Origin of the sequence: Nocardia shimofusensis NBRC 100134 (assembly GCF_001613125.1) — a bacterium.
In the GTDB taxonomy this organism is placed as follows: Bacteria; Actinomycetota; Actinomycetes; order Mycobacteriales; family Mycobacteriaceae; genus Nocardia; species Nocardia shimofusensis.
On the sequence record NZ_BDBT01000001.1, the window covers coordinates 325,306 to 337,844 of the forward strand.

At 72.1% G+C, this 12,539-nt stretch carries 7 protein-coding genes; 4 read left to right on the forward strand and 3 right to left on the reverse strand.

Features of this window, described 5'->3' with window-relative positions; translation table 11 throughout:
- The first annotated feature begins 2 nt into the window (after window positions 1–2).
- A complete protein-coding gene (locus NS3_RS01555) occupies window positions 3–4,514 on the forward strand; it encodes an alpha-(1->3)-arabinofuranosyltransferase domain-containing protein (protein ID WP_444980672.1) in 4,512 nt (1,503 codons plus the stop codon).
- Here NS3_RS01555 and NS3_RS01560 read toward each other — a convergent pair.
- On the reverse strand, window positions 4,494–5,795 hold the full coding sequence (locus tag NS3_RS01560; RefSeq protein ID WP_084494942.1) for an acyltransferase family protein: 1,302 nt from the start codon (window positions 5,793–5,795) through the stop codon (window positions 4,494–4,496). The two genes, NS3_RS01555 and NS3_RS01560, sit on opposite strands and share 21 nt — an antisense overlap.
- Window positions 5,796–6,003: 208 nt before the next feature.
- Between NS3_RS01560 and pgfA the strand changes: the two genes are divergently transcribed.
- Window positions 6,004–7,194 carry a cell envelope lipid trafficking protein PgfA gene (gene pgfA / locus NS3_RS01565; RefSeq protein WP_067852504.1) on the forward strand — a complete coding sequence of 397 codons (1,191 nt, stop codon included), beginning with the start codon at window positions 6,004–6,006 and terminating at the stop codon, window positions 7,192–7,194.
- Between the two features lie 140 nt (window positions 7,195–7,334).
- Here the strand turns inward: pgfA and NS3_RS01570 are convergent, their stop codons facing one another.
- Entirely contained in the window at window positions 7,335–8,735 is a 1,401-nt protein-coding gene (locus tag NS3_RS01570; RefSeq protein ID WP_067852506.1) for a polysaccharide biosynthesis protein, read from the reverse strand.
- A gap of 141 nt (window positions 8,736–8,876) precedes the next feature.
- Here NS3_RS01570 and NS3_RS01575 point away from each other — a divergent pair, with 141 nt between their 5' ends.
- Window positions 8,877–10,883 carry an MmpA family trehalose lipid delivery protein gene (locus tag NS3_RS01575; protein ID WP_067852777.1) on the forward strand — a complete coding sequence of 669 codons (2,007 nt, stop codon included), beginning with the start codon at window positions 8,877–8,879 and terminating at the stop codon, window positions 10,881–10,883.
- On the opposite strand, the gene NS3_RS01580 is transcribed toward NS3_RS01575, so the two are convergent.
- Window positions 10,871–12,046, reverse strand: coding sequence for a glycosyltransferase family 4 protein (locus tag NS3_RS01580; RefSeq protein WP_067852508.1), 1,176 nt, complete (start codon window positions 12,044–12,046; stop codon window positions 10,871–10,873). The genes NS3_RS01575 and NS3_RS01580 overlap by 13 nt on opposite strands.
- 264 nt (window positions 12,047–12,310) lie before the next feature.
- On the opposite strand from NS3_RS01580, the gene NS3_RS28795 reads away from it, so the two are divergent.
- Window positions 12,311–12,448: a hypothetical protein gene (locus NS3_RS28795; RefSeq protein ID WP_157101106.1), complete on the forward strand. Its 138-nt coding sequence runs from the start codon at window positions 12,311–12,313 to the stop codon at window positions 12,446–12,448.
- Window positions 12,449–12,539 lie beyond the last annotated feature (91 nt).

Here is a 12,539-nt window from a genome sequence, read left to right on the forward strand (position 1 = left end):
CGCTGACCTCCGCTTCAACCGCCGACTCGCTCGGCACCCCAGGCGCGGACCGGGGCAAGGCACCTGCCTCCCCCGAGTCCGCGCCGCTCGGTAGACGCTGGTTCGCCGGGACCGTGGTCGCGGCGTTCCTGCTGTCCTTCCTGCAGGCGCCCGGCCTCACGGTCGCCGACACGAAATACGACCTGGCGCAGAATCCGCTGGGTTTCCTCGACCGCGCCTCACATCTGTGGAGCAGCCAGGCCCCGATGGGCCAGGTCCAGAACCAGGCGTACGGGTATTTCTTCCCGCACGGGACATTCTTCTCCCTCGGCGATCTACTCGGTCTGCCCGCGTGGGTGACTCAGCGGATCTGGTGGGCGCTGCTGCTGCTCGCCGGGTTCTGGGGCATCATCCGGCTCTGTGAGACTCTCGGCATCGGCAGCCGCGGGGCGCGGGTCGTGGCGGCGGTCGCGTTCACGCTCTCTCCCCGGGTGCTCACCACCCTCGGCTCGATCTCCTCGGAGACGCTGCCGATGATGCTGGCCCCGTGGGTGCTGATCGCGCCCGCGGCGCTGGGCAACGCCTATCGCGAGCGCCGCCGAGGTGGTGCGGATTCGCCCGCGGGCAGTGCGCTGGCACTCGCACTGATGGGGGCGGTGAACGCGGTCGCCACGGTCGCGGCGTTCCTGCCCGCCCTGCTGTGGTGGGCCTCCTACCAGCCGAACCGGCGCTGGTGGCGGTTCACGCTGGCCTGGGTGCCGCTGTTGCTGCTGGCCACCCTGTGGTGGGTGGTGCCGCTGCTGCTGCTCGGCAAGGTCAGCCCGCCGTTCCTGGACTACATCGAATCCTCCGGCGTCACCACGCAGTGGGCCTCGCTGGCCGAGGTGCTGCGCGGCACCGACAGCTGGACCCCGTTCGTCTCGCCCGAGCGCATCGCGGGCGCGGTGCTGGTCACCCAGCCCGCCGCGGTGCTGGCGACCGGCCTGATCGCGGCGGCGGGCATGGCCGGGCTGGCGATGCGTTCGATGCCGCATCGCGGACGGCTGAGCCTGATCCTGATCGTCGGGCTGGTCGGCATCTGCGCCGGTTTCGTCGGCGAGCTGAGCGGGCCGTTCGCCGAGTCGGTGCGGCTGTTCCTCGACTCGACCGGCGCACCGCTGCGCAATGTGCACAAGCTCGAGCCGCTGATCCGCATCCCGCTGGTGCTCGGGCTGGCGCATCTGATCGCCCGGGTGCCGCTGCCGGTCTCGGTGCCGTGGCGGCAGTCCCTCGCGGCGTTCGCCCGGCCCGAGCGCGACCGTCTGGTGGCGGTGACCGCGCTGATCCTGACCGCGCTGGCGCTGTCGACCTCGCTGGCCTGGACCGGAAAGCTCGCCCCGCGCGGCGCCTACGAGGCTGTGCCGGGGCACTGGCACGACACCGCGGACTGGCTGGCCGAGAACGCCGCCGACACCCGCGCGCTCATCGTGCCCGGCGCGCCGTTCGGCAGTCAGGTGTGGGGCCTGACCCGCGACGAACCGTTGCAGGCGCTGGCGAGCACGCCGTGGGCGGTGCGCGACTCGGTGCCGCTCAACCCGCCGGGCACCATCCGCGCGATGGACTCGGTGCAGCGCCTGATCGCCGACGGCCGCCCCTCGGCCGGGCTCGCCGCGACCCTGGCCGACCAGGGCATCGGTGTGCTGGTGCTGCGCAACGACCTGGACCCGGAAACCTCGCGCTCGACCCGGCCGATATTGGCGCACCAGGCGATCGAGGGTTCACCCGGATTGACCAAGGTCGCCGAATTCGGTGATCCGATCGAGAGTTCGGTGATCGCCGAGGATCTGGTCGCCGACGGCGATCTGCGGCCCACCTATCCCGCGATCGAGATCTACCGCGTCGAGGCGCCGCGAGCGCCCGGCATCGAGGACACCACGGTGCTCTCGGGCACCGGCGCGCCCGAATCCTTCCCCGGCGCCTACACCGTGCCGCTCGCCTCGGTGCCCGTCGTGCAGGGCGGGCCCGAGGCGCTCGAACGCCGCAATCGCGGCGAGGGCGTCACCGGACCGAGCCTGCTGGCCGCCGACGCCGAACGCGCCGGACTGCCCGTCGGCCCGGTCACCGTCACCGACACTCCGATGGACCGGGAAGCCGATTTCGGCCGGGTCGACAACCACAACTCCGCGCTGCGCGCTCCCGGCGACGAGCGCCGCACCCACAACCTCGTCCCCGACTACCCGGTGGACGGCGCGGGCCTGGTGCAGGGCGGCTGGTCCGGCGCCACCCTCACCGCCTCCAGCTCGGCCGCCGACGCCACCCAACTCGGCGGGGCCGCACCCGGCAGCTCCACCGCCGCGGCCGTGGACGGTGATCCCTCGACCGCCTGGATCAGCAACGGCACCGAGATCGCCGTCGGCCAGTGGCTGCGACTGGACCTCGACGAACCGGTGGCCAACGGATTGCTGCGGCTGACCACCAGCAGCGCGGCCATCGGCGACCCGGTGAAGTGGGTGGAGGCGCGCACCGAGAACGGCAGTGTGTCCACCCGGATCCCCGGACCGGGCGAGCCGGTGGCGCTGTCGCTGCCGCCCGGCAGCACCGACTGGCTGACCATCACCGCCCTGCGCACCGAACGCGGTTCCGCGGGAGGTCAATTCGGTATCAGTGAACTCGCCCTCGAGGACTACACCGACCGCGACAACCCGCGCGTCGTTGACATCCGGCACCACACCGTGCTGCCCCCCGTCGCCGGCGACGGACAGGTGCTCGGCTGGGACCTCGGGCAGGAATTCCCCGGCCGCAGCGCCTGTTTCGACGGCCCCGACCGGGTGCGGTGCAGCAAGAGCATGGGCCTGGCTCCCGAGGAACCCGGCGCCTTCGCCCGCACCCTGGCCGCGCCCGAACCGATGACGCTGGCCCCCGAGCTGACCGTGCGCGCCAGGCAGGGCCCCGCGCTGGAGGCACTGCTCACCGACCCGGACAGGCCGATCGCCCGCGGCCGCGCCGATGTCGGCGACCTGCGCGGCTCGGCCTTCGCCGCCACCGACGGCGACCCGCGCACGGCCTGGATCGCCCCCGAGAACTCCGTGCGCACCTTCGCGGCCGGAAAACCGACTCTCACCGTCGAACTGCCCGAGCCCGCCCTGGTCACCGGCCTGGACCTCACCACCTCGCTCGGCAGCCTGCCCGCCGAGCCGACCGCGGTGACGGTGAACCTCGGCAGCGGCCCGCAGGTGCGCACCCTGGACACCGATCGCGAGCCCGGCACGCCCGCCCGGGTGGAATTGCACCCCGTGGTCACCGACCGCATCGAGATCAGCATCCACAGCTGGAACACCGTGCTGGACCGGACCGCACTCGGTTTCGCGCAGACCCAGCCGCCCGGCCTCGCCGAGATCGAAGTGCTCGGCCCGCGGTACCCGCCGCCCGCCGCGCCGGATCGGCTGCTCACTGTCGCGTGCGAGGCCGGACCGACCGTGGCACTGGCAGGCCGCACAGTACAGACCACCGTCACCGCGACGGCGGGCGAATTCCTCTCCGGCGCACCGGTTACCGCGACCGTGTGCGCGGGAGACAGCGGCGACGCAGCCGGTCCCGGTGCGGGCGACACCGCCCCGGGCACGGGCGGTTCGGACACAGACGGCACCGGCACCGACGAATCCGGCGGCGACGAATCCGGGGTGGGCGGCCCCGACGGCGCCGATCCGGGTACCACCGATTCGAATGCGGACGAGTCCGGCGGCGCAACGCCCGAAGTGGGCGAAATCGATGGGAACGAGCCGGGCTCCGGCGACTCCGATGTGGCGGAGTCGGGTGCGTCCCGGTCCGAAGGCGAAGCCGCGCAGGAGTTCACGGTGTTGCCCGGGCAGCCCGAGGTCGTCGTCTCCCCGACCGAGATGTTCAGCGTCGACCGGCTACAGCTCACCCGCACCGATGTCGACCCGGGTCTGGTCGAGCTGGCGCGAGCCGAAACCGTGTCCGACGACAAGCTTCTCGTGCTGCCGCTGAGCACCAATGTCGGCTGGCAGGCGCACACGGCGGACGGACGCGAGCTGGAACCGGTGGTCGTCGACGGCTGGCAGCAGGCATGGCTGCTCCCCGCCGACGCGGCCGGTCCGATCACGGTCTCCTTCCCCGTCGACCGCTGGTACCGCCTCGGCATCTTCGGCGGCCTTCTTCTCCTTATTCCTTTGCTGGCGTTGGCGATTCCGCGTCGTGCCCGCGCCGAGGAGCACGCGGGCGCCGCGCCGCGACCGTGGTCGAACCGCGTCCTCGGCGCGATCGGCGTCCTCGCCGCGGCCACCGTCATCGCGGGCGCTGCCGGCGCCGCGCTCACTGTCGCCGGTCTGCTGGCGACGCGCCTGCTCCCGGCCCGCACTCCGGCGACGCTCGCCGGAGTCGCCGGAATGTTCACGGCCGTCTCGGCCGCCGCGCTCTCCACCGGACCGTGGCGTTCCCCGGAGGGCTACCTGGGTGGTTCGCTCTGGGTGCAGCTGCCCGCGCTGATCGCGGTCGTCGCCGTCGGTCTCGCGGCACTACCGCCGCGGCGCGGGTGAGCTGATCTCCGCCGGACGCTGCCCGGTCGAGTCGTCGCCCCGCCCCGCGTCGGCGCGGTCCCCGGGGGCGTCGCTCCGCTGTTCCGCGTGGTCGATGCCGGGCGACGCCGAGGTCCGAGGCGCGGCGGCACGTTCGGACGGCCGGGAGCGCCGGTCCATACGCCGGGCGAGCTGACGCGCCGGGTCCTCGATCAGCGCGTAGCCGGCGGCCGCGACCGGCAGGGTCAGCGCCACGGTCAGGATCAGTACCCAGACGAAATCGCCGGAGAACGGCAGGATGCCGAAGACGGGGAACACGATCGACAGCACCGCGAGGTGCCACAGGAAGATGCCGTACGACCAGCGTCCGATCGTTGCCGCCAAGGGCGATTCCAGCCAGCGGTGCTGTGCCGAGCCGAGCACCAGGGGGGCGATCAGGCCGTAGCCGATGATCGTGCCGAGGGCCATCTTCACGACGTACTGCCATGGTTCGGCGCGGGTCAGGCCGGCAGGGCCGGCCAGGTCGGTGGCCGCGAGCAGGAAGGCGATCAGCGCCGCGGTCCACATCACCGCGCGATTACCGCTGATCCGCCGCCAGCGCGCCCGCAGGCTGCTCGATCGGGCAGGTTCGGGCTCCTCGACCAGTTCGGCCAGCAGCATGCCGCCCGCGAACCACGGGATATAGCCGGGCAGCCAGTTGTCGGCGTTGATGGCGTCGGGGGTCGGCACCGGCAGCAGGTTCCACCCCAGACACACCACGGCCAGCCCGACCACCACGGGCGCCCGCCACCGCGCGGCCGGTCCGCGCAGCCGGACGACCGCGAACGCGAGCAGCGGCAGCGCCAGGTAGAAGGCGACCTCGACCGCCAGGCTCCACATCTGGGTCAGACCGTCGGTGAGTGTCAAGGGGACATACACCTGCAGCAGCGCCAGATTCGACATCCACACCCGAGTGCCCGCGGTGTGGGCGGCATTGGGCAGCAGGATCAGCACCACGCAGACCACCGCCCAATAGGCGGGCAGGATGCGCGCGGCCCGGTGCCGTAAGTAGTAGCCGACCGACGGCGCGGCGCCGTTGCCGCGCGCGGCCGCGGCGTGCGGGCGCCACAGCAGGAAGCCCGAGAGCACGAAGAACACCGCGACGGCCATGTCGAACCGTCCCCAGATGCGCCCGAGTACCGGCGTCGTGGCCGCTCCGGTCTGGAAGGCGACGTGGGTCAGAACCACCCCGAGCGCGGCCAGACCACGCATACCTTCCAGCGCGGGAAGGAAGCGGCGGGGTGCGGCAGCGGTGGTGGTCATCGGACTCCAGTGTGGCCGTCTCGGACAACAGCTCGAGACCGGGGGGTTTGTGGTCTGCACGCTAGACTCGAGCGATTTCCTGCCGGATTCCGGCCACGGAACCGCATGGTACGCGATCGGGCTGTTAGTGTCGGGGCTCACGAGTGTCGTGCGCTACGGTCGCGGCACCGGCTGGAATGACCTGAGTTCTATGACGAGGAGTGTTTGCATGGCACTGAGTGCCGGTACCAGAAGGACGGTGGCCTGCCTGCTCGTAGGTCTCGGCGCGCTGCTGATCGTCATGGCGCTGCTGATCCCGACCTATACCGTCGGAAAGCTGGCCAAGACTCCTCTCGACCTGGAGATCACGACCATCGCGACCAGTCGGGAAGACGAGCCCAGCCTCGTGCTGGACTCGAAGTCGCTGACCGCTCCGCAGGGCTCGGCGAAGATCGACGAGAACGTGCCGCTGCTCTCGCAGCGCTTCGTCACCGTCGAGGAGCCGTCCGACGCGGACCAGATGACCGTCCAGGCGGGCCAGACGCTGCGTCGCACCGACCGTCAGGGCGACACCGGTCTGCTGACCGCGAGCGTCGACCGGGTCACCATCGACCGCAAGACCGGCGAGCCGGTGTCCACCGAGCCCAACGGCTCGATCTCGGTGTCGACCAACGAAAAGGGCGAGCCCCTCACCGAGCCGGTGCAGCACGTGGGTCTGCAGTACCGCTTCCCGATCGGCACCGAGAAGAAGGACTACCCGTACTTCGATCTCAACGCCCGCGCGACCTACCCGGCGGTCTTCAAAGAGGAGACCGAGATCAACGGCACCACGGTCTACCACTTCCAGAACTCCGTTCCGGCCACCAGCATGTACGACGTGGTGAAGGCGCCGACCAACCGGCTGACCCTGCCCGCCGCCAAGTGGGGCCTCGAGGGTGGCGACACCCCGGTCACGCTGACCCGCTACTACAAGAACGTTCGTGACCTCTACGTCGAGCCGCAGACCGGCACCGTCATCAGCGGTGGCGAGTCGCTGCACATCTTCTACGGCCGTAGCGCCGAACAGGAAGACGTGACCGCGCTCAAGTCGCACCTCGTCTTCGACGACGAAACCGTCGAGTCGCAGCTCTCGATCGCCAAGGACAGCATCGACACCCTCAACACCTTCGGCCGCATCGTGCCGATCGTGCTCGGTGTGCTCGGCGTGATCGCACTGATCGCGGGCATCCTGCTCGGCATTCGCGGTGGTTCGGCTCCCGCGACCGCTTCCTCGGGCGGCTTCGGCCCGCGCGGCGGCTCGGGCTACTCGTCCCGTACCGCGCCGTCGGCTCCGGCCGCGCCGCCCGCCCAGGGCGCGGTGCGCCGCGGTGAGGACGACGCGCCTACCGAGCAGATCAACGTCGACAAGAAGAACCTCTGATCGCTCGCTGATCGCGACAGCGGCCCCCCGGTCTCACGACCGGGGGGCCGCTGTCGTCTGCGGGAAAGTCATGGACATGGCGGGCGTGTCGGTCTCGGCGTCGGCCGGAACGGACCGGGGACGCGACCACCGACCCACCGTCAACGAGCCGACAGCCGCCGTTCGGCGGGCTTGCCGGTATCGGTGCGCAGGGCGATCACGACGACCAGCAGCGTCGTGGTCGCGGCGACCGCGACGGCGGTGCCGATCAGCGCGGGAGCGGTGCGGGCGAACACGACCATGAGCGTCACCTCGACCGCGAGGCCGAGCCAGGTCAGCGCGGCCGGGGTGGTGCGGTCGACGGCGATCGCCGACAGCACCGCGCCCTGCAGGACCGCCAGGATCGCGCCGTGCAGGGCGAACAGCCACAACAGACCTTGCACAGGCGCGTAGTCCTGCCCGGCGAACAAGGGCGCGAGCGGTGCGGCCACCGCGGCGCCGAGGACCGCGACGACGCCGAGGACCGACAGCACCGCGAGTGCGTCCCGGATCGCGCGCGCCGAATGCGCCGGCTGTGCCATCCGCGGATACAGCACCACGCCCACGGCGGCGGGCAACCAGAAGGCGATCTTCGCGGCAATCGCGCCGAGCGCGTAGCGGCCCGCCTCGGCCTCGTCGAGCACCATCCGCACGACGATGAGATCGGCCGAGGACATCGCCATCAGCGCGGCCTGCACCTGCGCGGCCCGCAGGACCGGAAGCACGCCCACCACCGGCGGGCGCCCCGATGCGCTTGCGGGCTGCTGCCCGGCGCGCGGATCCGCGCCGGGCCATCTGCCCGGTTCCGCATTCCGGGCATCCGCTGCCCACCCCGGTTCGGCCGGGGACGCCGGATCGGCAGACAACGGCGCCGGATCGGCGGGCAACGGCAGCGCATCAGCAGCCGATGCGGGCGCAGCAGACGACGGCGCAGCAGACAACGGCGGTGGCGTGCCCGCGAGCGCCCGCGCCAGCGCGGCGGCCGTGGCCAGGCCGAACGCCGTACCCCACAGCGCGGGTCCGGCGCCCGCCGCCAGCGCCAGCAGTGCCAAGGCGGGGACGACTCGCGCGATGCCGGCCGCGCCGAGCACCACGGCCAGCAACCGGAAGCGCCGCTCACCCTGCAGAATCCCCTGCTCGCCGGTGAGCAGCACCTGGGCCGGGGCGGCGGCCAGCGCGCCCGCGCAGGCCAGGACGCCGACATCGAGGGCGAGAGTCACCACCGGGATCAGCGCCAGCGCGACCACCGCGACGATCGCCGCGCACCGCCACTGCAAGGCGCGCAACGCCGCCACCGGGGCGCCGCGCACGAATTCGCGCGCCACCACGTTCTGCAGGGCCAGTGCGGGCACCGCACACAGCAACTGCACCGCGAGCAGACTGGCGAACTCGCTGTAGCCGTTGACGCCGAGCCAGCGTCCGGCCAGCAGTTGCAGCAGGTACCCGGCCACATTGGCGGTCATGGCGCCCGCGGTCACCAAAGTCATGTCCGCCACGAGCAGGGGGCGGCGCGTGACGGACATGCGCCAATCGTCGCACCTCGGGGCCCGGAGCCCGCCAGTCGGCCCTCACGAAACGCCTGGCTCACGCACTCCGCCGCGATCAGCCGAGGCACCGTCCCGCCTCGTGCGGCAGGTCCGTAGGGTGACCGCGTGGACCAGGGCATGAGGCGGCGCGAACGCGGGCAGCGGTTCGCCGTGGCGGTCTACAGCGCGGCGCTGACCCTGCTGCTCGCCGGGCCGCTGCTCGGCCCCGGATATCTGCTGCTGCGCGACGCGGTGAGCACGCCGCGCTCCTACCTCACCGATTCCGCGCTCGGCCTCGGCGATGCCGCGCCGCGCGCCGTCCCGCAGGACGCACTTCTCGCGACCGTCTCGACGATCGTCGACGGCGGTCTCGTGGTGAAAGCGATCCTGCTGCTCGCCTTGTGGTCGGCCGGTTACGGTGCGGCCGTCCTGGTCCGCACCCTGCTCGCGCGCACGACGCGCACCGGCAACGCCGCGGCGGTTCCGCTCGTCGCGCAACTGGTCGCGGTGACGGTCACTCTGTGGAACCCGTATGTCGCAGAGCGCCTTCTGCAAGGTCATTGGAGTCTGCTCACCGGCTACGCCGCTCTTCCCTGGACGGCCTGGGCCGCCTATCGCATCCGCGAAGCAGCCCACCGACGACACCACCCCGGCACATCGCCCCCTCCGGACCAGCCGACGCCGACGACCTCGAAGCAGGCCCGGTCGAGCCGGACGACGAGCCTGGGGCGATGGGCAGCCCTCGCGGCCTGCCTCGCCGCGGCGGGGCTGACTCCCACGGGCGCGCTGCTGGCGGGAACGACCGCGATCGTCACCATCGGTCTGCGCCGGGCGCCCGCGGCAGTGATCCTCGCGGCGATCGCCTCCACGCCGTGGCTGATGGCCACGGCGTTGTCCGGCGCGGGCGCCGAACCCTCGGACCCGGCGGGCGCGAGCGCGTTCGCCGCGCGCGCCGAACCCGGCCTCGGCACCCTCGGCAGCCTCGCGGGCCTGGGCGGAATCTGGAATGCCGATGCCGTCCCGGAGTCGCGGACCACCGTGCTCGCCCTCGTCGGCACCCTCGTCCTGCTCGCGGTCGTCGCGACCGGAGTACGCGCCGTCGCCTCGGAAGGACCCGGGTCGGCCACCGAGGAAAAGAGCTCGGCGGGACCAGGCATGACCGAATCCAGCTTCACCGACCTCGGCTGTACGGACTCGCCCGCGGCCGCCACAGATGGGGCGGGCGAGAGCGCGGCGACGGCAGGCGCGGACCCTGCCCTGGCGGTACGACGCTCCCTGCTGTGGCTCGCCATCGCGGCGATAGCGCTGCCCGCGCTGGCGGCGACCGGGTGGGGTCTGACGGTGATGGAGTGGCTGATCGCCGATGTGCCGGGGGCGGGCCTGCTGCGCGACACCCAGAAGTACGTGGCGCTGGCGGTGCCGGGCTACGCCCTGTGTGCGGCGGCGGGCTGTCTCGCGCTCACCGCGGCATGGCAGCGGCGGGCGGCGGTGGGACCCGCGGTGGTGGGCACCGCGTTCATCGTCGTGCTGGTGGTTCCGCTGCTGGATCTGGCCTGGGGAGCGGGCGGGCAGCTGCGGCCCGTCCGGTATCCGCCGGGGTGGGAACGGGTGGCCGCCGAGGTGCACGGCGCGGCCGATGTCGCGGTGTTGCCGGGCGGGATGTTCCGCAAGTTCCCCTCCAGCGGCGCCGCGCCGGTCCTCGATCCCGCGCCGCGAATGCTGCCCGCCGATGTGCTGCAGACCGGTGAGCTGCCGGTCCGCGGACGGACGGTAGCGGGCGAGGGAACACGGGCGAGCGAGGTCGAGCGGCTGTTGCTCGGCGGTGGTTCGCCCGGCGAGCTGGCCGCGCGCGGGGTCGGCTGGGTGCTGGTGGAACGGACGACGCCCGGTCCGCTCGGTAATTCGGCGGTCACGCTGGCCGGGCTCGAACAGGTCTACGCCGACGCCGATCTGGCGCTGTACCGAGTGCCCGATCCGGTGAATAGCACCCAGAGCGCCGAGTTCGTGGCCGCGAACGAATACTCGGCGTCGACGGCGCAGCGCTCGTGGGCCGGGCTGGCGCACGGCGTGTGGGCGGTCCTGCTGGTGGGTGGAGCGCTGACAGCCGTGGTGACCCGGCGGCTGTCGATCCGTCAATCCCGCTGATCGGGGCCGGTGACCAAACCGGAGATCCGCTCACCCCTGGCGACTGCCGCCAGGACTTCGTAGGCCCCGGCGCCGGTCTGTTCCCAGGAGAACTCCCGGGCGCGAGCGCGGGCCTTCTCGCCCATGACGCCGCGGGTGGACGCGTCGGTGAGCAGTTCGCCGACGGCTTCGGTCAGCTGGGCGACGTCATCGACGAGCATGCCGGTCACGCCGTCGACGATGGAGTCGGTCAGGCCGCGCGAGCTGCGGTAACCGACGGTCGGCACGCCGTGCTGGGCGGCCTCGATGACGGCCAGCCCCCAGCCTTCCTTGCGCGAGGGCATCATGTGCACCCAGGCGCTCGCCAGCAGCTCGTGCTTGCGGGTCTCGTCCACGTGACCGTGGAAGGAGACGATGTCGTCGATGCCCAGCTCGTGCGCGGTGGCCCGCAGGTTCTCCTCCCACCAGCCGCCGCCGACCACATCCAGGCGCAGACCGGCGATCCGGTCACGCAACCGCGCGACCGTGATCAGCGCGTCCTCGATCTGCTTGTGCGGCACCAGCCGGGACAGCACCACCGCGCGCGGTTCGGGCGAGCGGGTGTCGGCCGCGCCGGTGGGGGCGTCCGCGGGCACCGGCTCGGCGCCGTTGCGCACCACCGCGATGCGTTCGCGCTCGACGCCGAGAACCGCCAGCTCCTCGGCCGACGGCAGGGAGACGGTCAGGTACTGGTTGTCGCGGTGCACGCGCGGGGACAGCCGCGATTCGATCCACCAGCCGATCCGGCCGACCAGCGCACCGGCGACCGGCCACTGTTCGCGATGACCGTGGTGCACAAGCACGACCGAGGGCGCGCCCACCGCGACAGTGGCGAAGAAGGGGATGCCGTTCTGGGTGTCGACGACCGCGTCGGGACGCAGGCCGCGCAGCGGTCCCAGGCCGATCCGGCCGAGCAGGATGGCGGCCAGCGCGCGCGGGTAGACGCTGTAGCGGCCACCGCCGCGGCTGATGTCGATGCCGTCCATCCGCTCACGCTTGGCCGCGCCCGGGTATCGGGCGGTGCGCAAGGTGACCTTGACACCGCGGGCGGCCAGCTGGGCGCCCACCTGTTCCAGATAGCGTTCGCTACCGCCGCCCTGCGGATGCCCGGAGTCGCGCCAGCAGAGCAGGAGGACTTCGCGCACGGTGGTGCTTCTCTCAGAATTCGGGCCCAGTGGGCACTCGGACATCGGGCTACACCCTAACCCGATGCGGGCGGGCAATGGTGCAGACCCGGATCACCGGAGGATGTCGCGGCGCGCTGACCGGCTCGAAGCCGAATCCGTCCGTCGATTTTCTTTGAAACGCTTACATTTCACAGCGAGCCTCGATAGCCTCCGGACACCCCCCGATTTCTGGGGGCGGCCGGTCGAGAAGTGGGCCGGTCCGCAATGAATGAGGAGAAGTCAATGAAGAAAGCGATGACCAGGACCGGCGGCGCCGATTCCGGTTCAGGTATCGAGATCGACGGCCTGCTGGGAATCCTCCTCGGCCTGCTCGGCACCTCCGCCTCCACCGGTTCGGGCGCCAACAGCGGCGTCGGCTGATCGAGGCGGGCGGGCCCGGTTGCGCGCGGCAGCCGGGCCCGCCACCGGGCGAGCGGCGAGGCCGGTGACGGGTTGTGCGAAACTCGGCGCC

What these genes read in the sequence shown, in the direction of transcription:
- pgfA (WP_067852504.1), top strand. Translation starts at nt 6,004, where the DNA reads ATGGCACTGAGTGCCGGTACCAGAAGGACGGTGGCCTGCCTGCTCGTA.
- NS3_RS01570 (WP_067852506.1), bottom strand. Translation starts at nt 8,735, where the DNA reads ATGTCCGTCACGCGCCGCCCCCTGCTCGTGGCGGACATGACTTTGGTG.
- NS3_RS01575 (WP_067852777.1), top strand. Translation starts at nt 8,877, where the DNA reads ATGAGGCGGCGCGAACGCGGGCAGCGGTTCGCCGTGGCGGTCTACAGC.
- NS3_RS28795 (WP_157101106.1), top strand. Translation starts at nt 12,311, where the DNA reads ATGAAGAAAGCGATGACCAGGACCGGCGGCGCCGATTCCGGTTCAGGT.
- NS3_RS01560 (WP_084494942.1), bottom strand. Translation starts at nt 5,795, where the DNA reads ATGACCACCACCGCTGCCGCACCCCGCCGCTTCCTTCCCGCGCTGGAA.